Below are 21,559 nucleotides of genomic sequence, written 5' to 3'. Positions count from 1 at the left end.
GCAGTGCGGAGGCGCCGGCGATGCTCGGCGCCAGGGGTTATCCGGCGGCGCTCGAATGGGTCGCCAGGCGGGCGGAAGCTTTCGTCATCCCGCTCGCGGCGCTGGTCATCGGCATGGTCCTGTTCAGCCTGTTCATTGCACTGGTCGGCAAGTCGCCGGTCCAGCTCTATGAAACCATGTGGCGCGGCGGCTTCGGCTCGTGGTTCTCGATCCAGAACTCACTGTCGCGGGGGGCGCCCCTGCTGCTCGCAGCGCTCTGCGTGGCGCTGCCGGCGCGGCTCGGCCTCGTCGTCATCGGCGGCGAGGGCGCCATCGTTCTCGGCGGCGTCGCCGCCGCTGCCATCGGTGTGGCGCTGGGCGGCGCGCCATCATCAATCGTCATTCTTGCCATGGGCGTGGCGGGCATGGCCGCCGGCGGCATCTGGATAGGTGCCGTCGGCGCGCTCCGCCATTACCGGGCCGTCAACGAAACCATCTCCAGCCTGCTGATGGCCTACATCGCCATCGCGCTGATGAACCAGCTGGTGGAAGGGCCGCTGCGCGACCCGGCCTCGCTCAACAAGCCCTCGACCCAGCCGCTCGCCGACATCTACCGCATCGGCAACATTCCGGGCATGGAGGTGCATTGGGGGCTTGCCGTCGGCGTCGTCGCCTGCGTGCTCTCCTGGGTGCTGATCGAAAAGACCCGCTGGGGCTTCGCGGCCCGCATCGCCGGCGGCAATGTCAGGGCAGCGCAGGTGCAGGGGCTGGCCGTCGGACCGCTCATTGTCGGCTTTACCGCGCTTGCCGGCGGCTTTGCCGGCCTTGCCGGCATGCTCGAAGTCGCGGCCGTGCAAGGCAGCGCCAACGGCTCGCTCGCCGCCGGCTATGGCTACACCGGCATCCTCGTCGCCTTCCTCGCTCGCCACAACCCGCTGGCCATCATCCCGGTCGCCATCCTGCTTGGCGGCATCGACGCGTCCGGCGGGCTGATCCAGCGCCGCATGGACCTGCCCGACGCCACCGTGCTGGTGCTGCAAGGCATGCTGTTCATCGTCATCCTGTTCAGCGAGACCTTGTACGGCCGCTTCAAGGCCTTCAATCCCGACCTGTGGCAGAGGACCTCCTGATGGACGCAACCGAGATCGGTCTCTGGGGCGTGCCGCTCGCCATCCTCGGCGGTGCCATCCGCGTGTCGACGCCCTTCATCTTCGTCTCGCTGGGCGAGGCCATCACCGAGCGCTCCGGTCGCATCAACCTTGGCCTCGAAGGCACGCTCGTCTTCGGCGCCATGACCGCCTATGCGGTCGCGGTGATGACCGACTCGCCATGGCTCGGCCTGCTGGCCGCCGCGGCCGCCGGCCTTTGCTTCGGCCTGTTCCATGGCTGGATCTGCAAATTCCCGAAAGTCAACGACATCGCAATCGGCATCGCGCTGATGCTGTTCGGCTCGGGGCTCGCCTTCTTCTTCGGCAAGCCGTTCATCAAGCCGAAGGCGCCCAACCTTCCGGCCATTCCGTTCGGCGCATGGTCCGACATTCCGCAGGTGCAGGCGGCGCTCGACGTCAACGTCCTGTTCCTGATCGGGGCGGCACTTTCGCTCATCCTGTGGTGGGCCTTCCGCAACACTCGCGCCGGCCTCATCGTGCGCGTCGTCGGCGACAGTTCCGACGCCGCGCGCGCCATGGGCCTCAACCCGAACACGGTGCGCCTCGTCGCCACCGGTGTCGGTGGCGCGCTGGCCGGTATCGGCGGCGCCTATCTGTCGCTCTACTATCCCGGCAGCTGGACCGAGCGTATCTCGTCCGGCCAGGGGCTGATGGCGGTGGCACTGGTCATTTTCGCACGCTGGAATCCGCTCGGCTGCTTTGCCGCCGCCCTTCTGTTCGGCGGCGCCGGAGCGCTCGGACCGGCGCTGCAGTCGGTCGGCGTCACGCAAGGCTACTACCTGTTCTACGCCGCCCCCTACATCCTCACCTTGATCATCATGATCGCTACCTCGTCGCCGACCCGTTCGCTTGCCGGCGCGCCGGGTGAATTGTCGATCACCAAATGACTGGCACCAAATAACTGGAGTTTTTGCCATGAACGCCAGAGCCGAGATCACTCAGCGCTATATCGACGCCGACCCTTATCCGTGGCCCTACAATGGCGAACTTCGCCCCGACAACACGGCGTTGATCATCATCGACATGCAGACCGATTTCTGCGGACCGGGCGGCTATGTCGACCATATGGGCTACGACCTCTCGCTGGTGCGCGCGCCGATCGAACCGATCAAGTCGGTGCTGTCGGCCATGCGCGCGAAAGGTTACACCATCATCCACACCCGCGAGGGCCACCGGTCCGACCTCGCCGACCTGCCCGCCAACAAGCGCTGGCGCTCGCGCCGCATCAATGCCGGCATTGGCGACCCCGGCCCCTGCGGGCGCATCCTGGTGCGCGGCGAGCCGGGTTGGGACATCATTCCCGACCTTTACCCGATCGAGGGCGAGCCGATCATCGACAAGCCGGGCAAGGGCTCGTTCTGCGCCACCGACCTGGAGCTGATCCTCAACCAGCGCGGCATCGAAAACATCGTGCTCACCGGCATCACCACCGATGTGTGTGTCCACACCACAATGCGCGAGGCCAACGACCGCGGCTTCGAATGCGTGATGCTGGAGGATTGCTGCGGGGCGACCGACTACGGCAACCATCTCGCCGCGATCAAGATGATCAAGATGCAGGGCGGCGTGTTCGGTGCGGTGTCGAACTCCACATCCTTCGTAGCGCAGATGCCGTGAGGGAACCAGGATGAGCGGGATCACCGGCAACAAGGCCGTCGGCGTCGAGACCATCGGCATGACCATGCGTTTCGGCGCCTTCACGGCGCTGGGCGACGTCTCCATCAAGGTGCCGGCCGGTTCGTTCCACGCCCTGCTTGGCGAAAACGGCGCCGGCAAGTCGACGCTGGTCAAATGCATGATGGGTTTCTATCACCCGACCGCCGGCGACATTCTGGTCGACGGCCGCGAGGTGACGATCGCCAGCCCCAGGGACGCATCGGCGCTCGGCCTCGGCATGGTCTACCAGCATTTTACGCTTGTCCCGTCGCTGACCGGCGCCGAAAACCTGGTCATTTCGCGTGAGAAGGTTCCCGGCGTGATCGACTGGCGCAAGGAGCGCGGCGACCTTGCCGTGTTCATGGATCGCATGCCGTTCAAGCTGTCGCTCGACGTCAAGGTGGCTGAACTCGCGGCCGGCGAGAAGCAGAAGCTGGAGATCATCAAGCAGCTTTATCTTGGCCGCTCCTTCCTGGTGCTGGACGAGCCGACCTCCGTGCTCACCCCCGGCGAGGCGCAGGAAGTGCTGGGCCTTGTGCGCGACATGACAAAAGCCGGCGACCTCACCGTGCTGATGATCTCGCACAAATTCCACGAGGTCACGGCGTTCGCCGACGACGTCAGCGTGCTGCGCAAGGGCAGGCTGACCGGCACCGGCCGCGTCGTCGACCTCGACCGCAAAGCCATGGCGGCAATGATGATCGGCGACCAGCCGATCGCCACGCTCGACAGCCGCGCCGAGCCGAAGCCGGACGCCGAGATCGTGCTCAAGGTCAAGGCGCTGAAGGCGCCTGACCGCACCGGGCTGAAGTCGATCCGGATCGAGGATCTCGGCGTGCGCTCCGGCGAGATCGTCGGCATCGCCGGCATTTCCGGCAACGGCCAGAAGGAATTCCTCGAAGTGCTGGCCGGGCAGCGCCCCCGCGATGCCGGCGAAGTCATGGTGCGCGGTACCGCCTATGCGGCGACGCGCGCCGAGGCTCGTGCGCTCAACGTCCGGCTCATCCCGGAAGAGCCGCTGAAAAACGCCTGCGCGCCGAAGATGACGGTGGCCGAGAACATCTCCTTCCGCACCTTCGACATCGACAGCAACGGCAAACCGGTAAGCTGGATCAGCGCCGGCGCCATCAAGGCATTCAGCGCCAGGCTGGTCGAGCAGTTCAAGGTCAAGACCGCCTCGCTTGCCTCGCCCATCGCTTCGCTGTCGGGCGGCAATGTGCAGCGTGCCGTGCTCGCGAGGGAACTGACCGGCGAAGTCGACCTGCTGATCGTCTCCAATCCGTGCTTCGGCCTCGACTTCTCGGCCGTGGCCGAAATTCGCGCCCGCATCATGAAGGCGCGCAATGCGGGTGCCGCCGTGCTCCTGATGTCGGAGGACCTCGACGAACTGCTCGAGCTTTCAGACCGCATCTTCGTCATGTCGGACGGCGCCCTGGTCTACGAGACTCCGATTGCGCAGGCCAGCGTGCAGACCATCGGCGAACACATGGCGGGTCATCACTGATGGCGGAAATCGATGCGCTGCCGTTTTCCTTCACCTTCAAGCCGCAGACCTTGGCGCTGATGGTCATCGACATGCAGCGAGACTTCGCCGAGCCCGGCGGCTTCGGCGCCAGTCTCGGCAACGACGTCGGTCGCGTGACCGCGATCGTGCCGACAGTGAAGCGGCTGATCGAAGGCTTTCGCGCCGCCGGCCTGCCGGTGATCCACACCATGGAGTGCCATAGGCCCGACCTTTCGGACCTGCCGCCAGCCAAGCGCGACCGCGGCAATCCGTCGATCCGCATCGGCGATATGGGCCCGATGGGACGTCTACTGATCGCGGGCGAACCCGGCACCGCGATCCTCGACGAGCTTGCGCCCTTGCCCGGCGAGATCGTCATCGAGAAGCCCGGCAAGGGCGCCTTCTATGCGACCAGCCTCGGCAACGACCTCAAGTGGATCGGCGCCCGCCAACTCGTCTTTGCCGGCGTGACGACCGAAGTTTGCGTGCAGACGACGATGCGCGAGGCCAACGATCGCGGCTATGAGTGCCTGCTCGCCGAGGACGCGACGGAAAGTTATTTTCCCGAGTTCAAGGCGGCGGCAATCGCCATGATCAGGGCGCAGGGCGCCATCGTTGGCTGGACGGCAACGACCGACCAGGTGCTCGAGGGAATTGCCAATGCCTAATCTTGCCTTTGCCGGCCTGCTTGACGGCGGCTGGCGCGATCTGGCGTTCGAGCATTTCCGCGACGGCATCAGGGTGCACTGGCTGCTCAAGGGCGGACCGGTCGAACCCTCGGTCGCGATCCTCAGCTACCAGCCTGGCGCCGGCGTGCCACGCCACCGCCATGCCGGGCTGGAGACCATCGTCGTGCTGGAAGGCATCCAGAGCGACGAGAACGGTGACTATCCTGCCGGCAGCGTGATCCTCAATCCAGTCGGGACCGAGCATTCGGTGTGGACGAAGGACGGCTGCGTCGTGCTGATCCAGTGGGACCTGCCGGTGATCATTCTGGGGGAGACGAGATGAGCGACATCCACTTCGACATAGCGAGCCTGCACGCGGCCTATCGGAACGGCGTCAGCGTTGGCGATGTGATCGCGACGATCCATGCCCGCATCGAGACGGCTGACGATCCGGGCATCTTCATCCATCTCGCCGCGAGGGCGGATCTGCTTGCGGCGGCCGAAGCGCTCGGCCCGTTCGACCCGCTGGGAAAACCGCTCTGGGGCATTCCCTTCGCCGTCAAGGACAACATCGACGTCGCCGGCATGCCGACGACGGCCGCTTGCGCCGAATATGCCTATACGCCTGACAAGGACGCCACTGTCGTGGCGCGGCTGAGGGCAGCCGGCGCGCTGGTTGTCGGCAAGACCAATCTCGACCAGTTCGCCACCGGCCTTGTCGGCGTCCGCACGCCCTGGCCGATCCCGCGCAACGCCATCGACGCGGAGTTGGTGCCGGGCGGCTCCTCCTCGGGGTCGGCGGTGGCGACGGCGCGCGGCATCGTTTCCTTCGCGCTCGGCACTGACACCGCCGGCTCCGGCCGCATCCCGGCCGGCCTCAACAACATCGTTGGGCTGAAGCCGACCGTCGGTGCGCTGTCGACGGCCGGCGTGGTGCCGGCCTGCCGAACGCTCGATTGCGTCTCGGTGTTCGCGCTGACCGTCGACGACGCCTATCGGGTGTTCTCGGTCGCAGTCGCGCGCGATGCGGCCGATGCCTATTCGCGCGACATCGTCGTCCAGCCGCTCGCCGCCCGCCCACCGGTGCTGAACGTCGGCATCCCGGCAAAAGCCAACCTGAAATTCTTCGGTGATGCGGCGATGCAGGATGGCTTCGAGGCCTCGCTTGCCATGCTGTCGCGGCTCGGCTGCCGGCTGGTCGAAATCCCGTTCGGCGATTTCTACGCCACCGCCAACCTCCTCTATGAGGGCGCCTGGGTGGCCGAACGTTATGCGGCGATCCGCGATTTCATGGAAGCCAACGAAGCCGCCATGCATCCGGTGACGCGCAAGATCATCGGCGGCGCCAGAAGTCTGTCGGCGGCGGACGCCTTTCGCGGCCTCTATGCCTTGCAGGCCTACAAGGCGAAGCTCGCCCCGGTGATCGCCTCGGTCGACCTGCTCTGCGTGCCGACCGCGCCGACGCACTACACCATTGCCGGCGTGCTCGCCGATCCGGTCGAGACCAACAGCCGGCTCGGCACCTATACCAATTTCGTCAACCTGCTCGATATGTGCGGCATTGCCGTACCGACCTGCACGCGCGATGACGGCCTGCCGATGAGTGTGACGCTGCTTGCGGCCGCCGGACTGGACGGCCTTGTGGCGTCCGTCGCGCGCGATCTCCATGCCGCGAGCGGCCTCACCCTCGGCGCGACTGGCTGGCGGCAGCCGAGCGCGCAGCCTGTCGGCGCATCGGCCGAAGACGGCACGATCGAATTGGTGGTGGTCGGCGCTCACCTCTCGGGAATGCCGCTCAATGGCCAGCTCAGGGAGGCTGGTGCCCGGTTCTGCCGGGCGATGAGGACGGCCTCTTCATACAAGCTTTATGAGCTCGCGGGCCAAGCCACGCCCAAGCCGGGACTGGTCCGTGTCGGCAACGACGGCACTGCGATCGAGGTGGAGGTCTGGCGGCTGCCTGCCGACGCTTTCGGCCACTTTGTGGCCGCCATCCCGCCGCCGCTGGGCATTGGCAGTATAGAGCTTGATGATGGCAGCACCGCCAAAGGCTTTCTGGTGGAATCCGTGGGCTTGCTAGGCGCTTCTGACATCTCGTCATTCGGCGGCTGGCGCCGCTTTTTGTCAGATCGCGTTCCCGTTTGAACTTCATCAACGCACTTTGCGAAGGCAAGAGGGGTGGGGCCCCGATCGAGGTAGGTTGAACTTCTGATTATCTTCGTTGCGAAGCCGGAAAGCTGCCAGTCCGCTTGCAGCCCAAAACCAGCCACGCTTGTCACGGGTTCATCGGCGCAGTCGTTGCGCTCTGGGCTAACAAGTTCAGTGCGCTCGGATCCCGCGCAGGGCAAACTGCCTGGCAAAAAAGCTTGAATTGTTCGACGGTCGGGCGCTGGATGGCGAGACAGCGGCCGACGAGTGATTGCCGGAACTGGCTTCCGAGGCGCTGAAGGGGGGGAATATGGACACGACGACGGAACCAGACGTTACTACCTTGATTTCGGGCTTCGAACAGCTCGCCGAGCGATTCGTCTCCGGACTGTTCGCGCGGTTTGCCGCTTTAAGCGGCGTCCCGGTCGAGCTTGATACCCTGAGGGCCTCGCTCGCGGCCGAGGGAACGTCTCTCCTTGTGCTCCTGTTCCAGATTGTGTTGGTTGTTGCGCTCGTCGCGGGCGTGTTCATCCTGCTCGCTCGGCGGTTCAAGCAGGCGAGTGCCACAAGCAGTGCATGGCGCAGATTCGTCGCGGGCTTGGCGGCTGCTGTGGTGGCGCTGGTGATCGGTTTTATTGCTGCGTGGCTGCTGGCCGGTTCTGGGATGCCTCTGCAAACCCTTCGCCTTTGGACAGTGGCGACCGTTCTGGGCTTCATCATCCTCGCCGCCGTCAGATCACTGTTGATGGCATCGCGGCGAAGCGAGTTCGCGGAGCGCTCCGTCCATCTGGCGGCGCTCGTGCGCGACCTCTCGCTTGCTATTGGTTTGGCGCTCGTCGGCGTTACGCTACTCGGGACGTTGCGGTTCTGGAGCGTCGGACCGGCCTTGGGGGACCTGCTGCGAACAGGCTTGGGAATTCCGATCTACTTTCTGTTTGCATGGGCGGTATGGCGGCACAGGCGGACAATGGCAGTCGCCGTCGCCGGTCCGCGTCCCAGAGGCCGCTGGCGCACCCGTCTCGCCAAAATGTGGCCGGCAATCGTGATCGTGTTCGTGATAGTCACCTTTCTCAGCACTCAGGCCGCGCTGACCCTGGGAGCATCGCTTCGTGGGTCGGCCGTTATGCTGACCGCGTTGATGTTTCTCGCCGCGCCGCATCTCGACGCAATGATCGGGAACTGGGCGCAGCGCGGTTTGGAGTCACCTGACATCTCGATCTTGGCAGCGGCAGGGCGACAGACCGCCCGCTTCACCGTCGTGGCTATCATTGTTGCCATGCTGGCAACGCTATGGGCGACACCGCTGGCTGCCGGGTTCGGCATAGATCTGCGAGAGGTCGCCAAGGGTGCATCCGGTGTGGTGCTGATCACGTTGGGGGCGGCGTTTCTGTGGAACGTGGTCGGCACAGGGACGGCTCGCGCCTTGCGCGCGGAGTTGCCCGCCCTAGGTGGTGACGAGGAGGCGCTGGGTGCGCCGCGTTCACGGCTGGGCACGCTGGTGCCGCTGCTCAGCGCGGTCGGCAAATCGAGCATTCTTGCCTTGGCGCTGCTCTCGATCCTGGTGTCGATCGGGATCAATGTCTGGCCGCTGATCGCCGGCATGAGCGTGTTCGGGCTGGCCATCGGCTTCGGCTCGCAGACGCTGGTGAAGGACCTGGTCTCCGGGCTGTTTTTCCTGATCGACGATGCATTCCGCTTCGGCGAATACATCGAAACGTCAGGCGCCAAGGGAACCGTAGAAAAAATCTCGGTCCGGTCGGTTTCCCTGCGCCATCAGCGGGGTGCCTTGGCGACAATTCCCTATGGCGAGATTGGCAAGATCCAGAATTTCAGCCGCGACTGGATGATCGAGAAACTGACCTTTCGCGTTGCATTCAACACCGATGTCGAGAAAGTTCGCAAGATTTTCAAGAAGATCGGCCAGGATATTTCGGCCAACCCGGAACTTGCCGGAGATCTGCTCGAGCCGTTCAAGAGCCAGGGAATTGCCGAGGTTGAGGATGGCACGCTGGTCATCCGGGCCAAATTCAAGGCGAAAGCGGGCAGAAACTTCATGATCCGCCGCGCCGTTTTGCTCGCCGTGCACCAGGCATTTCAGGAAAACGGCATTAAGGCCGTCCCAAAGCCACTGACATCCAATCCCGGAGCCTGAGCATTCGGACAATCACGGCTACGACGTGCTGATCAATGCTGATCCCGTCGCGCGTGTCTGGACCTTCAATGTTGCGTGGCTAGGCGTCTGGACTGGCGCGATCGCGACCGGAGCTGGACCAGCCCACGTGGGCTGATACTTGCGTAAGCCTTCAACGGATCCACCTGACGAACCGGACGATCGCTTCCTCGGCGATGAGCATGACGACGACCACGATAATCAGCGGCACCACGCCGTGCAGCATGCCTTCGAAGCGGACCCTATCCCCGAACACGAAGGTAATCGCCTCCAGAATCACGAACTTGGACAGGAACAGCACCACCCATGCGCCGAAGTATCGCATGAACTTCATGAAGGCACCTTGCCTTGCCTGGAAGAACACGGCGACCTGATGCTCGATGGCAATCGTCCCCTTCAGAAGGGCCTGCAACAGGATGGCCGCAAGCAACGACACGCTGAAGGAAGCGACCGTGACGCTGTCCGAAAACTCATCGAACAGGTTTAGGACCACGAGATCGATCAAGACTCCGAAGGTATAGCGGAGGATCAACCGCTGGCGGTCAGTCGGCATTTCGGCCGTGGCCGGCAGAAAACCGTGGATTTTGTCAGCCATGACGCCCCCTTCCAAACAAAACACCCTGCCGAGTGGTGCGAATCTCCGCATTACCTTCGCACCTTCCGTTTTGAGGCGCCACGTAACTAACGGTAAATACAGTGGGCCGCCGGCTCCAGCGCCGAAAAGGTCGCCAGCTTACCGGGGTAGCGAAGGATTGACTGCCCGCTCTGATGCGACCGTGACTGTAGTCGGATCGCGTTTCTATGCAGACGGGCCGCAGGGCGAAGTACCCGCCGCCAAAGAGGGGCGGTCGCCAACCTCACAGAATTGCTCTCAGTCCGCCACGTCGAAGCCCGCTTTCTTCAGCGAACGGATGACGAATTCGACATCTTGCGAACGGGCCAAACGCATCGAGACTTGCTGGCGCACGGTCTTCACCAAATTCGGTGCATTCTGGACAAGCCAGTCACGCTCCCGTTCGGCCTCGATTTTGTTTCCCGCCTCACCGAAAACCGCAGCGGCAATCAAATGGTAGAGCGGATTTGAAGGAACCGCGGATCTTTTCAGCCACATTGCTGCCCGCTGATAGTCGCCGCTGAAATAGGAGCAAAGGGCCAGGTCCGCCTCAAAGGTGCGCAGGGCGCCGGGATTCCTTTCACGCGCTTCATTAAGCAACGCGCAACCCTCATGCCAATTGCCGGAGAGCGCCAGGCGCTCTCCGTATTCGCCCATAAAATTGGTGTCGTTCGGGTTGATGGCCAAAGCCTGTTTGCCAACGCTCAATGCAGCATCGATTTCCTTACTGAAATAAAGCCCAAGCATTTCTGCTTGACGTCCGCGGACATTGAGAGGGTCAGCTTCCACAGCCTTCCTTGCCGCAGCCAAGCCGAACTCGAGGGCTGCCGCCGACGAGGCTGGATCGGCTGGAATCTCGAACCGGTAATCATCTATGTAAATCAACGAAAGAAGCCCCCAGGCTGTGGCGTAGTCTGGGAAGTGGTCCACTGTCTTCTCCAGGCAGGTACGTACCGATGCTCGCGTTATTGGATCGAGGGTGGTCTTGTATTCGTAGAAGGAAAGCGTGCAGGAATAAGCGGCCCAATCGTCGGGGGGATTGCTGACGTGGAGCTTGGCATCTGCCTGGAAGATGACGCCGTAAGCCTGGGCCAGGCTGGTCGCCACCTTGCTCGCAATATCGGCCTGGGCCTTGACGAGGTCAGCCACCCTCAATCCACCATTGTAACTTTCAGACCAGAGAATCGAACCATCGGCCCGGTTGACCAGCCGCATCCGGAGCCAGAATGCGTCTGGGGCAAGGTTGACACTCCCTGAAAGAACAAATCGCGGTAGCGATGCCTCCCCGCCGTTTGCGGGCGTTTCCATGACCGCGATGTCCTTGAACTTGGAAAGCTGGACGACAATTTCCTGCTTCAATCCGATGGCGATCGCCGACCCACTCTGAGTCCCGGTCAGATCGTCAAACTTCTCCACAAGCACACGGGGTATTACCGGCGCGCCCGGCCTGACGGATGTCCATGACGACACCAGCACCAACGCCGCGACCACGAGAAACGCTGCAGCACCCAAGGCGGTCAGCAGCAGCGGCATCCGCCGTGCTGGAAATTCGGTTGGCTTTTGCGAAATAACCGACAAAGGGGGCGCTTCTAGTGCAGAAGGCGAACGAAGCGAGAAGGCAGGAACGTAACCCCCCTTTGGAATCGTGATCAGGATCGGGTCTGTGTGTCCGGCCGTCAGATAGTAGCGCTCGAGCGCACGCCTGAGGTGGCCAGCCTCGATGCGAACGATCGGATCCGTTTGCGGGTCGAACGCCTCGCCGCGACCAAACACTTCGACTGCGATGGAATAGGCCTTGATGCGGTCGCCTCGTCCCGACAATGCTTCTTCCACCACATGGCTGAGGAAACGCCGCTCGCGGCCTGTGGCATCGAAATCGATACTGTCGAGGATAAGGGCAAGTTGGGCGCGACAAGCCTTGACGGGGAGCTCATGCACCCCCGGTGCGGGCGTTTCCGCCTGGATCGCCATGTCCTCCCTCGATCCCTCGCAACCGCGTTCTTGTTGTTGTGCGGTTACATGCTTATCCACGTAACTTACCTTCTACTGCCGTCTCTTTGCAATACGATTGCATCAGGTCGATGAACTGGCGTCATGAGCACAAAAGACGGATCGTCTCACAGGCACCGAGCGGTTTCGGCGGCGGTACGCCGATACCCCCAGTTTGAACTGACGATCCATCGTCTGATGGACCGGAGCGAGAGCTTTCGCGACATCTGCGAGGAACTCGCCGATGCGGAGTTTGCGCTTTCGAAGGTCGACGAGGCCCCGCCGGCATTGCGCGAAGCCAGACGAGCCGAATGGCAGGAACTGGTGGATCGCTTGGTAGGAGAGGTAGGGGCGGCAGTGCTGAACACCGACGCCGCCCGGAAATCGGGTATCAACCCATGGCCGCAGTGAACAGCCATGGGTGCCGGGCCGACAGCGCGCGAAACAGCCAATGGACGCGTTTCGCACCGCCATTACACTCCCGTTTCCCGGAGCAATAAATCCGCATATGGTGGTCGAACTCAGAAGGGGGGCCCTGACATGATGACTTTCCATCGGACACAAGCCCTGGGTTGTGCCGTTCTTTCCGTTCTTTGGCTTACCCATCCCGCTGGAGCCGCGGATGCGGTCTCACCAGTGACACCAGACCTGAAGCCGGTGGTGACCGAACAAGGATGGACGTTCTCCGCTGCGCCGTATTTCTGGGCGGCTGGAATGTCAGGGGAAGTGGCGCAGTTCGGTCTGCCCCCTGTCGACGTCGACGCGAATTTCGGCGACATTCTGAAGAATCTCGACTTTGCGGCGATGGCGATCGGGGAGGCGCGCCACGACCGGTACAGCATCTTCGGCGACCTCATGTATGTAAAGGTGTCGACCGGGAGCGGTACTCCGCGGGGCATCTTCGCCACCAATGTCGATGTCAGTTCCGAAACGTTTTCAGGATTGGTCGGAGCGGGCTATTCGATTGTCCAGAGCGACGCCGGACGTCTCGATCTCGTCGGCGCGATGAGGGTCTGGTCGGTCAATACGGATCTCGACTTCCACGGCGGTATCCTCGACGGCGTGTCGCGCAGCGACGGGGCAACCTGGGTCGACGGGCTGGTTGGCGTTCGCGCGAATTACTCGCTCACGCCCGAAATCTATCTGACGGGCTGGGGCATGGTTGGTGCAGGCGGCGCCAATGTCGACTGGGATGTCGCCGCCGCACTGGGCTACCGCTTCAACGAGCGGTTTTCGGCGGTCGCCGGCTACCGAGCGCTCGGCGTCAACTACCGCAATGATGGCTTCGTCTTCGATGTCGTCCAGCAAGGACCGATCATGGGGCTGGTCATGCGTTTCTAGCATCCAGGATCTGCATTCAACGAACGACAGGGGAGGAAGTGATGACAACGAAATTTACATTCCGCAACTGCGCCGTCGTGGCCGTGGCTTTAGCTGCCTTCGTGCAGATTGATCCGGTCTCCCTGATGACTCAGGGATTGATATCATCTGAAGCGTTGGCCCGCGTTGGCCGCCCTCTTACGGCCACAAGCGCAGCCGGCGTCGCCAGGCGCACGACCCGGCGAACCATCCGCAGAACAAGCGTGTACGTAGCCAGGCTTCCTGCCGGTTGCGCCAAAACGTCCGTCAATGGGACGGTCGTCTGGCATTGCGGCGGAAAATATTATCAGCACTCGGGCTCGAAGTACGTGGTCGTCCACGTCAACTGATCGGGCGCGGATGGCCGCCGGCCTGACCTGACCGACAGCAGGTCGGCGGCGACACGATCGTCCAAGCAACGACTGATCGCGGGTCGTGCGCTCGGATGCTGCCAGGACCAATCGGCGGGTCTTGCTATGGACGAGGTCAACAGATGAACGCGACACAAAAGCTATTCTTGATCGTAGTTGCGGCGGTCGAAGCGGCGACAGGTCTCGGTCTTCTGTTGCTGCCTTCCGTTCCATTTGCTCTCCTGCTTGGGTTGGAAAGCGCCACCGTTGAAGCAATTTTCGTCGGCCGCATTGCGGGCGCGGCGCTGCTCGCCATAGGTGTTGCAAGCTGGATGGCAAGGAAAGATCAGGCAAGTCATTCGCTGTACGGATTGCTTATCGGCATTCTGATTTACAACACGGCCGTATCGATTCTCCTCGTCTACGCGGCAGCAGTCCTAAAGATGACCGGCGCCATGCTTTGGCCCACGGTTGCATTTCACGCATTTCTGGCCGTCTGGGGTGGTCTGCTTCTACGGGGCTTCCGAGCGAAACTCCGCTAGGTCGGCAAGATGCCGCGCCCGGTACATCTACGCGTTCGCGCCGGCAACGACGACGGTCCAGTAGCGCGATTACATGCTCACCCCACGTAACTTACATTCCAGCGCCAGCTCTTTGGGGTCTACTATCCATGAAGAAGTGCAGGAAGTGCTCGTCGAGATGCGAGATGCTGCCGCAGCCAGAGCGGAAGAAAGCGTATGACGTTGCTCAGGGAGCCTCTGTTGCATTTTGCCGTCGTCGGCTCGATCCTGTTTGGCGGCTATTCCTGGCTCAATGACAGGCATGTCGAAGCAACAGCCAACGAACAGATCAGCCTCGGCGAAGGCGAGGTGCGCTGGCTCAAGCAGACCTGGTCGAGCCAGTGGCTGCGCGAGCCAACCGCCGATGAGCTCAAGGGTCTTGTCGACGATCTGCTGAATGAGAAGGTGATGGCGCGCGAAGCGCAGGAGATGGGCCTTGAGAAGGACGACACCATCATCCGCCGCCGCTTGGCGCAAAAGCTGAAATTCCTTGTCGAGGATACGGCCCAGTTGGCCGAGCCAACTGAAGCGGACCTGCGGCAGTTCTATGCCGCTAACCCTGCACACTTCGAGACGCCCGGAAAACTCACGTTTCGGCAGTTGTACTTTAATCCGGAGCATCGCAAGGATGCCGCGGCGGACGCGACCGCCGCACTGGGTGCGCTGGCAGAGGATGTCGAGGACGACTCGATCGAGGGCGACCGGCTGCTGTTCGGCGACAGCTTCCCCGACACTGACGAACAGGCGTTGTCCGGGATGTTCGGCGCCGATTTTGCCCGCGAGGTGTTTGCACTCGAACCGGGCGGATGGCGTGGTCCGGTTAAGTCGGGCTATGGCTTTCACCTGGTGCTTGTCACGCAGCGCACTGCGACTGCGCTGAAGCCCTTCGAGACCATAAGGGCTGCCGTGCTCTCCGAGTGGCGCGCTTCGAAACAGGTCGAACTCAGCCGAGATTACCTGCTCGAGCTGCGCAACAAATATAACGCCGCGCTGGATGACAGTGCAAAAGCGCTGCTCGGGCAAGAGACTACACCGAAGGTGGCCGCACAATGAACCCGCTCGCCAAATGGTCTGCTCTCGTGCTGGTTGTCCGGGCCGCGATGGAGTGCGTTCGGCTGGCTGTGCTGACCGCTTGTATCGCCATGCTGGTCCCGCTCGTTGCCTCCGCGCATGAGGTGCGTCCGGCCTACCTGAGCGTCCAGGAAGATGCGCCGAATGAATTCAGCGTGTTGCTCAAGACGCCGATGCAGGGCGACGCGCGCTTGGCGCTGTCGGCTCTGTTTTCCGGCAAGATCGAGAAGGTGACGCCGATCGTTTCGCATCCGACCGGCGATGCGATGGTGCAGACCTGGCGCATGCGCACCATGGAGCCGCTCGCCGGCCAGAATGTCGTGATCGACGGGTTGCAGAACACCATGACCGACGCGCTGGTCCACGTGGTGTTCGCGAACGGCAACAGTTGGACAGCGCGGCTCACCCCCAGCGAACCGTCGGCAGTCATTCCTGCGTCGCAGAGCGCCTGGGCGGTGTTCATCACCTATATCCGTCACGGCATTGAGCACATCGCCTCCGGCTTCGACCACCTGCTGTTCGTCACCGGGCTGATGCTGATCGTGCGCGATTGGCGCAAGCTGGTGAAAGCGATCACCGCCTTCACAGCGGCTCATTCGATCACCTTGAGCTGCGCCACCCTTGGATGGTTGACGCTGCCGTCGCGGCCGGTGGAAGCGATGATCGCCATAAGCATCGTCATGGTCGCTGCCGAGGTGGTGCGGATGGAGCGCGGCCAGTTCAGCCTGGCCATCGCCAAGCCGTGGATTGTGGCCTTCGCCTTCGGCCTCCTGCACGGCTTCGGGTTTGCAGGGGCGCTTGTCGAGCTTGGGCTGCCGCATAGCGACATTCCGCTGGCGCTGCTCGCCTTTAATGTTGGCGTCGAGCTCGGACAGCTTGCCTTCATCACGGTCATCCTGAGCGCCGTCTACATGGTCAGCCGGATCGTCGCGATCCCGCGGCAGGCGATCGTCGCCTCGGCCTACACCATTGGGGTCATCGCGGCATTCTGGAGCATCCAACGGCTGGACGCGATGTTCTCGTAGGAGGAGCAAATGGGACCAGGCACGAAACTGCCGCGCCAGCGCCTCCTGAGGGGCCGGAAACTTGCACGCGCTACCATGGTGGCACTTGCCGCGTCTTTGACGGCCGCCGCCCCGGCGTCCGAAGGACGCGCTTGCGGCTATGACAGTCCGCAAACGGTTTCGCAGGGTTTCCTGAACTGGCTCTATCCGGATTCACTCTACGTCATCGGCGCGATCTCGAGGGAGGTGGCGGCGGGACGGCTGCCGCAGGCGAACTTCGATCAAACCGGACCAGATCTGTTCGGACACAGATTTAAGCTGACGGCGACGGCGCTGGAGCAATTCGGCGAGATGCTCCGGGTAGCATCGCCAGGCCCCTCCCAACCGTCGGTTTCCCTGGTCGTCGTTGAGCCGATGCTGTGGACGCGCTTCGATCAGGGCCCTGATGGCTTGCGCACAACGGTTCATGTCTCGGGGGCGCATCCCGGCGATCTCGTCCTCGTTGCCGGCGAAGCCGTGATAGCCGAAATCGCGGCGCGGCGGTTGACCTTCGGCCGGGCTGTCGGGCGCGGCGTGGTGCGTCTCTATGGGCCGGCGCCGCAGATCGCCCAATTCCTGCTCAGCTATTCGGACGTCGGGGCAAGCGACAGTGCTGTCGGAACACCACAGAGACCGGCCTTCTCGCTGGCAAGCGCGGCGGCCGGCTCCCCCCATTTCGCCTCGATGCAATCGCACCCGGTTGGTATCGCGCCGGCCGAACTCGCATGCACACCCGACCACGCTGAGATTTCATTCCATCAGGGAGAGAGACAATGATCCGGAAACCGCTGACGATCACAAGTCTTGTATTGCTTACAGTCTGTGTAGGCGCGGAGGCGCGGGCGCAGGATGCCGGCACCTATACCGAGGAGGAAGCAGGGCAAGCCATCAAAGCCCGGCCCTACTCACCTTATGCCGGACGCAATTTCCCGACGCGGCCGCTGTTTGGCGACACGCATTTGCACACAGCCTTGTCCTTCGACGCCGGGGCGGCCGGAGCCAGGCTGGGGCCGCGCGAGGCCTACAAATTTGCGAAAGGCGAGGAGGTCATTTCCTCGACAGGACAGCCGGCCAGGCTGTCGCGTCCGCTCGACTTCCTGGTCGTCGCGGATCACTCCGACAATATGGGATGGTTCACCGACTTTATGGCCGGAAAGCCGGAGATCCTGCAGAACGCGCAAGCCCGTGAATGGTATGACATGATACAATCGGGGCACGGTGGGGAAGCGGCGTGGTCCATCGTCATGACCTTTTCGCAAGGCAAATTTCCGCCCGATATCATCTACCAACCGGGCAATCCCGCCTATCGGTCGGTGTGGCAGAGCATTATCTCGGCAGCCGAAGAAGCCAACGACCCGGGGCACTTCACCGCTTTCATCGGCTACGAATGGACGTCGCTGTCCAAGGGCAACAATCTCCACCGCAATGTCATCTTCCGCGATGGTGCCGAAAAGGCCGGTCTCATCGAGCCATACACGACGCAACCGCCCGTCGGCAGCAACAACCCGCGTGACCTGTGGAAATGGCTGAAGAACTATCAGGACAAGACCGACGGCGACGTGCTTGCCATCGCCCACAATGGCAATCTGAGCAATGGCGAGATGTTCCCGATCATCGAGCCGGTCACCGGCAAGGAGATCGATCGCGAATACGCCGAGCAGCGCGCCCGCTGGGAAGTGCTTTACGAGACCACCCAGATGAAGGGCGACGGTGAGAGCCACCCCTTTCTCTCTCCCAATGACGAATTCGCCAATTTCGAGAAATGGGACAAGGGCAATCTTGACCTCAGCGTGAAGAAGACGCCGGACATGCTGGAGTTCGAGTATACGCGTTCGGCGCTGAAGAACGGGCTGAAGCTGGAAGCCAAACTGGGGGTCAATCCCTACAAGTTCGGCCTCGTCGGAAGCACGGATTCGCACACGGGCCTCTCCACCGCCGACGACGACAATTTCTTCGGCAAGATCTCGACCGGCGAACCGAGCCCGGAACGCTGGTCGCACCCCTTCATGGCGAACCCCAAGCTCGGGCTCAAGATCCTGGGCTGGGAGACGACTGCATCGGGCTATGCCGCGGTCTGGGCGCAGGAGAACACACGCGCATCGATCTTCGACGCCATGAAGCGGCGCGAGACCTATGCCACGACCGGGCCGCGGATGGCAGTTCGGTTCTTCGGCGGCTTCGATTTCGTCGAAGCCGACGCCAATACCCGCAGCCCGGCTATCGCCGGTTACACCAAGGGCGTGCCGATGGGCGGCGACCTCAAACAGGCGCCCGCAGGCAAGGTGCCGACCTTTTTGGTTGCGGCATTGAAGGATCCGATCGGCGCCAATCTCGACCGCTACCAGATCGTCAAAGGTTGGCTGGACGCCGCCGGCGAGGTGCATGAACAGGTCTATGACGTCGCCTGGTCGGGCGACCGCAAGCCGGGCACCGACGGCAAGCTTCCGCCGGTTGGCGACACGGTCGACGTAGCCAATGCCACATGGACCAACACGATCGGAGCGCCAGAACTTAGCGCCGTGTGGAAGGACCCCGATTTCGATCCGTCCCAGCGGGCTTTCTACTATGGCCGCGTCATTGAGATCCCGACGCCGCGCTGGCCCGCCTATGATGCGAAATACTTTGGCATCAAGATGTCGCCTGATGTGACCATGACAACACAGGAACGAGCCTACACATCGCCGATCTGGTACACCCCGGCCGGCTAAGGAAACGCTGATTGGCAGGCGGATCGCGCGCCGCCTGCCAACGACGCTGGTTCAGAGCCTTTGTCGGCCGCGCCAACGAACTCGGCGTGGCGAGCTTGGCTATGATCGTGTCTGGCTGCTGCAACTGCTCCAAGGGCGCCAAGCAGTGAAGAACAATAACGTCTGCTACATTATGTTGATGGTCGTTGAGACTGCTGCGGCAACGTTCTTATATTTGACGATTTTCCCGATCTTCCGGCAAGTGATCACGCAATTGGGAGAACCACAGGATATCAACCCCTACGAGCAGGCCGCGGTGGTTTGTGGCGCGCTCGTTCTGCAGGCCTGCTACTGGGTCAGGTTTCGCTGGGTTGCGATCCCCGCCCCGTTCCGCAATGCCTTGGTGAGACACCTGTTCCTGTTTGCCAGCCGGGTCAGCTTTTTCTTTGGCGGCGCTTTGTTTTCGGTCTTCTTTTTCCGCCACGTGCCGGAACTCGATCAATTCCCTTCTTTCATTCAGGGAGCAGTCAAGCTGCTGGAAGTCCTGCTGGTTCTGTTCAGCCTGTTTTGCTATTCGCTCGAAATAGAACGGTTGGGCAGGGCAGGGGAAGACCATTCCGCCGCGCCTGGCCGCACCAGATAATTCAGGCTGGCCAAATCCAGTCGCGACAAGGTGCTGATCGATGGCGGGCTTGTCTGCCCGTCAAAGTTTGGGAGCGGCTTGAGACAATTTCCAGGTGTCTGGAACAATCTTGGATCGGCGACGTTTCGTCCGGTTAATGACGACGTTCGCATACGGGTAGACATTGCCACCAGCGAGGACGCGATCATGAGGTTCCTATCAGGCATAGCGACCGCCCTCGTCACAACGTTTGCACTTATGAGCACTGTTCCAGTTGATGCCGCCCCGATCTTCGTGCCCAGGGCACAAGGCGCGCAGTCCGATGTCATCCAAGTTCGGGATGGCTGGTACAGGGGCTACCGCCACCACCACCGGCACAATGACTTCTGGGCCTCTGGCGGCGCTTTTGTTGCCGGAGCGTTGCTCGGTAGTGTGATCGCCAACAACAACGGCTACTATGGCGGGTATTACCGAGGCGGTGACTACTACGGAGATCCGTATTATGGCGATCCCTACTACGGCGATCGGTATTATGTCGATCCGTATTACCGCGACCGGTATTATGCCGACCGCTATTACGGCAATGGGTATCACTCAAACAGGTCCTATCGCCCATGCTCGCCCAGGGAAGCGGATTCCGGCAACTGTTACTAGCTGTCGTCGTAGCGGGCAGGGCGCCTTTGACCGTTTTCTGCGTGATAGACACAGCTCAATATTAAGCCGCCGATGCGAGTCCGGCCTTTAATGGCTTTCCGCGATGAGAGTCGACCTTCCTTCGAACGACATCGCAGTCAGAAAGTTACCCTTCCCTCCACGTAACTTACGTTCCGCTGCCGGCTCGGTCCGGTAGTCTCGGGACAACGAACCAATAAACGGGATAGAACGCCGGCTGGCAGACAAAAGCGGTCTCGGCGGTGGTGTGCTGGTTCCGTGGCAGATCGGGGGTCCTCTCGTTGCCGCCTCGGTTCATCTCAGTCCCGCAGGGAGGGAGAAAATGGACAGTCGATTTCGGCGGCATCTGCTGAAAGCGTCGCTGGCGGCACTGACGATGCTGGCGGTACATGGCCGGTCCCATGCGGCTGACCTCCTCATTGCTATGCCGAACTGGCCCTCTGGCCAGGCGGCCGCCAATATCATCAAGTACGGCATCAAGGAAAAACTCAATCTCGACGCCGACGTGCGCGAGATGGGATCCATGACCGCATTCGCCGGAATGGATACCGGGGAGGTCGACGTCTATCCGGAAGTCTGGCTTCCCAATCTCGAGTCGCTTGTCAAGAAATACGTCGACGGGCGCAAGACCGTGGACCTCAGTCCCAAGGGTGTGTCGGCGACGCAGGGCATCTGCGTGACGCGCGAGACGGCTGACAAATATGGTGTCAGGGACATCTCAGATCTGGCCGATCCCAAAAAAGCGGCCGTGTTCGATACCGACGGCGATGGCAAGGGCGAAATGTGGATTGGCGCGCTGGGCTGGTCGTCGACGAGCATCGAGAAGATCCGGGCCAAAAGCTACGGTTATGAAAAAACGATGACGCTCCTTCAAATGCCGGAAGACATGGCAATGGCTGCAGTCGATGCGGCCGCGGCAACCGGGCAACCGATGGCTTTCTACTGCTACAGTCCGCACCACATGTTCAAGCTCCATGATGTCGTCCAATTGACCGAGCCGAAACACGATCCCGCCAAGTGGCACATCGTGATGCCGAGCGACGACCCAGACTGGCTTACGAAATCGGAGGCGCCGGTGGCGTGGGACGCATCGCATTTCTACATCGGGTTTGCGTCATCGACGGCGAAGCGCCTGCCGAAAGTGGCGGCCTTCCTCTCCCATGTCGACTTCACACCGGAGGAGGTCACCGAGATGAGCTACGCATTGCAGGTCGATCGGCAAGATCCCGCCAAGTTCGCGCAGGCCTGGGTTGCAAAGCATCAAGACCGGCTTAGCGCCTGGTCGAAGTAGAGACAGGGACG

General features: G+C 62.2%; 22 protein-coding genes. 20 read left to right on the top strand and 2 right to left on the bottom strand.

The genetic code is table 11. The annotated features are described in order from the left end of the window. The first annotated feature begins 20 nt into the window (after positions 1 to 20). The 8 genes from AC1DXM_RS03480 (at position 21) to AC1DXM_RS03445 (ending at position 9,273) form a co-directional block, all read left to right on the top strand. Positions 21 to 1,109 carry an ABC transporter permease gene (locus AC1DXM_RS03480; protein ID WP_477231969.1) on the top strand — a complete coding sequence of 363 codons (1,089 nt, stop codon included), beginning with the start codon at positions 21 to 23 and terminating at the stop codon, positions 1,107 to 1,109. Beyond that, positions 1,109 to 2,035: an ABC transporter permease gene (locus AC1DXM_RS03475; protein WP_477231768.1), complete on the top strand. Its 927-nt coding sequence runs from the start codon at positions 1,109 to 1,111 to the stop codon at positions 2,033 to 2,035. The genes AC1DXM_RS03480 and AC1DXM_RS03475 overlap by 1 nt, the downstream gene beginning before the upstream one ends. Positions 2,036 to 2,063: 28 nt before the next feature. Further along, positions 2,064 to 2,765, top strand: a complete 702-nt coding sequence (gene biuH, locus AC1DXM_RS03470) for a biuret amidohydrolase (protein ID WP_477231767.1) — start codon at positions 2,064 to 2,066, stop codon at positions 2,763 to 2,765. 10 nt (positions 2,766 to 2,775) lie between these two features. Continuing rightward, entirely contained in the window at positions 2,776 to 4,308 is a 1,533-nt protein-coding gene (locus AC1DXM_RS03465; RefSeq protein WP_477231766.1) for an ABC transporter ATP-binding protein, read from the top strand. Continuing rightward, entirely contained in the window at positions 4,308 to 4,976 is a 669-nt protein-coding gene (locus AC1DXM_RS03460; protein ID WP_477231765.1) for a cysteine hydrolase family protein, read from the top strand. Before AC1DXM_RS03465 ends, AC1DXM_RS03460 begins: the two co-directional genes overlap by 1 nt. Then, positions 4,969 to 5,319: a cupin domain-containing protein gene (locus AC1DXM_RS03455; protein ID WP_477231764.1), complete on the top strand. Its 351-nt coding sequence runs from the start codon at positions 4,969 to 4,971 to the stop codon at positions 5,317 to 5,319. The genes AC1DXM_RS03460 and AC1DXM_RS03455 overlap by 8 nt, the downstream gene beginning before the upstream one ends. Continuing rightward, positions 5,316 to 7,118 (top strand): allophanate hydrolase, encoded by a 1,803-nt coding sequence (atzF, locus tag AC1DXM_RS03450; RefSeq protein WP_477231763.1) that lies wholly within the window; start codon positions 5,316 to 5,318, stop codon positions 7,116 to 7,118. The genes AC1DXM_RS03455 and atzF overlap by 4 nt, the downstream gene beginning before the upstream one ends. Before the next feature lie 313 nt (positions 7,119 to 7,431). Further along, positions 7,432 to 9,273, top strand: coding sequence for a mechanosensitive ion channel domain-containing protein (locus AC1DXM_RS03445; protein ID WP_477231762.1), 1,842 nt, complete (start codon positions 7,432 to 7,434; stop codon positions 9,271 to 9,273). Positions 9,274 to 9,424: 151 nt separating this feature from the next. Here the strand turns inward: AC1DXM_RS03445 and AC1DXM_RS03440 are convergent, their stop codons facing one another. Together AC1DXM_RS03440 and AC1DXM_RS03435 are read right to left on the bottom strand one after the other, a co-directional pair. Next, positions 9,425 to 9,886, bottom strand: a complete 462-nt coding sequence (locus AC1DXM_RS03440; RefSeq protein WP_477231761.1) for a hypothetical protein — start codon at positions 9,884 to 9,886, stop codon at positions 9,425 to 9,427. Positions 9,887 to 10,162: 276 nt separating this feature from the next. Further along, a complete protein-coding gene (locus AC1DXM_RS03435; RefSeq protein WP_477231760.1) occupies positions 10,163 to 11,875 on the bottom strand; it encodes a hypothetical protein in 1,713 nt (570 codons plus the stop codon). A 123-nt stretch (positions 11,876 to 11,998) separates the two neighbouring features. On the opposite strand from AC1DXM_RS03435, the gene AC1DXM_RS03430 reads away from it, so the two are divergent. The 12 genes from AC1DXM_RS03430 (at position 11,999) to AC1DXM_RS03375 (ending at position 21,548) form a co-directional block, all read left to right on the top strand. Then, positions 11,999 to 12,304 (top strand): hypothetical protein, encoded by a 306-nt coding sequence (locus AC1DXM_RS03430; RefSeq protein WP_477231759.1) that lies wholly within the window; start codon positions 11,999 to 12,001, stop codon positions 12,302 to 12,304. Between the two features lie 129 nt (positions 12,305 to 12,433). Continuing rightward, complete coding sequence (locus tag AC1DXM_RS03425; RefSeq protein WP_477231758.1) at positions 12,434 to 13,234, top strand: hypothetical protein; 801 nt, start codon at positions 12,434 to 12,436, stop codon at positions 13,232 to 13,234. A 41-nt stretch (positions 13,235 to 13,275) separates the two neighbouring features. Next, positions 13,276 to 13,602 (top strand): hypothetical protein, encoded by a 327-nt coding sequence (locus AC1DXM_RS03420; RefSeq protein ID WP_477231757.1) that lies wholly within the window; start codon positions 13,276 to 13,278, stop codon positions 13,600 to 13,602. A gap of 143 nt (positions 13,603 to 13,745) precedes the next feature. Beyond that, on the top strand, positions 13,746 to 14,144 hold the full coding sequence (locus AC1DXM_RS03415) for a hypothetical protein (RefSeq protein ID WP_477231756.1): 399 nt from the start codon (positions 13,746 to 13,748) through the stop codon (positions 14,142 to 14,144). 219 nt (positions 14,145 to 14,363) lie between these two features. After that, positions 14,364 to 15,215, top strand: a complete 852-nt coding sequence (locus AC1DXM_RS03410) for a peptidyl-prolyl cis-trans isomerase (protein ID WP_477231755.1) — start codon at positions 14,364 to 14,366, stop codon at positions 15,213 to 15,215. Next, positions 15,212 to 16,258: a HupE/UreJ family protein gene (locus tag AC1DXM_RS03405; RefSeq protein ID WP_477231754.1), complete on the top strand. Its 1,047-nt coding sequence runs from the start codon at positions 15,212 to 15,214 to the stop codon at positions 16,256 to 16,258. The genes AC1DXM_RS03410 and AC1DXM_RS03405 overlap by 4 nt, the downstream gene beginning before the upstream one ends. Positions 16,259 to 16,267: 9 nt before the next feature. After that, on the top strand, positions 16,268 to 17,053 hold the full coding sequence (locus tag AC1DXM_RS03400) for a hypothetical protein (RefSeq protein ID WP_477231753.1): 786 nt from the start codon (positions 16,268 to 16,270) through the stop codon (positions 17,051 to 17,053). Then, the gene (locus AC1DXM_RS03395; RefSeq protein ID WP_477231752.1) at positions 17,050 to 18,984 is read left to right on the top strand and encodes a DUF3604 domain-containing protein; all 1,935 of its coding nucleotides are present in this window, start codon (positions 17,050 to 17,052) and stop codon (positions 18,982 to 18,984) included. The genes AC1DXM_RS03400 and AC1DXM_RS03395 overlap by 4 nt, the downstream gene beginning before the upstream one ends. 11 nt (positions 18,985 to 18,995) lie before the next feature. Then, the gene (locus tag AC1DXM_RS03390) at positions 18,996 to 19,133 is read left to right on the top strand and encodes a hypothetical protein (RefSeq protein WP_477231751.1); all 138 of its coding nucleotides are present in this window, start codon (positions 18,996 to 18,998) and stop codon (positions 19,131 to 19,133) included. After that, positions 19,130 to 19,606, top strand: coding sequence for a hypothetical protein (locus tag AC1DXM_RS03385; protein WP_477231750.1), 477 nt, complete (start codon positions 19,130 to 19,132; stop codon positions 19,604 to 19,606). Before AC1DXM_RS03390 ends, AC1DXM_RS03385 begins: the two co-directional genes overlap by 4 nt. A 30-nt stretch (positions 19,607 to 19,636) precedes the next feature. Continuing rightward, positions 19,637 to 20,239, top strand: coding sequence for a hypothetical protein (locus AC1DXM_RS03380; protein ID WP_477231749.1), 603 nt, complete (start codon positions 19,637 to 19,639; stop codon positions 20,237 to 20,239). 340 nt (positions 20,240 to 20,579) lie between these two features. Further along, positions 20,580 to 21,548 (top strand): ABC transporter substrate-binding protein, encoded by a 969-nt coding sequence (locus AC1DXM_RS03375; RefSeq protein WP_477231748.1) that lies wholly within the window; start codon positions 20,580 to 20,582, stop codon positions 21,546 to 21,548. The last annotated feature ends 11 nt before the right edge of the window (positions 21,549 to 21,559 follow it).

It is taken from the genome of Mesorhizobium sp. P3_A2 (genome assembly GCF_056403115.1).
This window is presented reverse-complemented; position numbering and strand designations above follow the sequence as displayed.

Coding starts and splice junctions, on each gene's coding strand:
- AC1DXM_RS03440 (WP_477231761.1), bottom strand. CDS start 9,886: ATGGCTGACAAAATCCACGGTTTTCTGCCGGCCACGGCCGAAATGCCG.
- AC1DXM_RS03400 (WP_477231753.1), top strand. CDS start 16,268: ATGGGACCAGGCACGAAACTGCCGCGCCAGCGCCTCCTGAGGGGCCGG.
- AC1DXM_RS03425 (WP_477231758.1), top strand. CDS start 12,434: ATGATGACTTTCCATCGGACACAAGCCCTGGGTTGTGCCGTTCTTTCC.
- biuH (WP_477231767.1), top strand. CDS start 2,064: ATGAACGCCAGAGCCGAGATCACTCAGCGCTATATCGACGCCGACCCT.
- AC1DXM_RS03460 (WP_477231765.1), top strand. CDS start 4,308: ATGGCGGAAATCGATGCGCTGCCGTTTTCCTTCACCTTCAAGCCGCAG.
- AC1DXM_RS03435 (WP_477231760.1), bottom strand. CDS start 11,875: ATGGCGATCCAGGCGGAAACGCCCGCACCGGGGGTGCATGAGCTCCCC.
- atzF (WP_477231763.1), top strand. CDS start 5,316: ATGAGCGACATCCACTTCGACATAGCGAGCCTGCACGCGGCCTATCGG.
- AC1DXM_RS03375 (WP_477231748.1), top strand. CDS start 20,580: ATGGACAGTCGATTTCGGCGGCATCTGCTGAAAGCGTCGCTGGCGGCA.
- AC1DXM_RS03415 (WP_477231756.1), top strand. CDS start 13,746: ATGAACGCGACACAAAAGCTATTCTTGATCGTAGTTGCGGCGGTCGAA.
- AC1DXM_RS03420 (WP_477231757.1), top strand. CDS start 13,276: ATGACAACGAAATTTACATTCCGCAACTGCGCCGTCGTGGCCGTGGCT.
- AC1DXM_RS03405 (WP_477231754.1), top strand. CDS start 15,212: ATGAACCCGCTCGCCAAATGGTCTGCTCTCGTGCTGGTTGTCCGGGCC.
- AC1DXM_RS03475 (WP_477231768.1), top strand. CDS start 1,109: ATGGACGCAACCGAGATCGGTCTCTGGGGCGTGCCGCTCGCCATCCTC.
- AC1DXM_RS03445 (WP_477231762.1), top strand. CDS start 7,432: ATGGACACGACGACGGAACCAGACGTTACTACCTTGATTTCGGGCTTC.
- AC1DXM_RS03480 (WP_477231969.1), top strand. CDS start 21: ATGCTCGGCGCCAGGGGTTATCCGGCGGCGCTCGAATGGGTCGCCAGG.
- AC1DXM_RS03430 (WP_477231759.1), top strand. CDS start 11,999: ATGAGCACAAAAGACGGATCGTCTCACAGGCACCGAGCGGTTTCGGCG.
- AC1DXM_RS03455 (WP_477231764.1), top strand. CDS start 4,969: ATGCCTAATCTTGCCTTTGCCGGCCTGCTTGACGGCGGCTGGCGCGAT.
- AC1DXM_RS03465 (WP_477231766.1), top strand. CDS start 2,776: ATGAGCGGGATCACCGGCAACAAGGCCGTCGGCGTCGAGACCATCGGC.
- AC1DXM_RS03395 (WP_477231752.1), top strand. CDS start 17,050: ATGATCCGGAAACCGCTGACGATCACAAGTCTTGTATTGCTTACAGTC.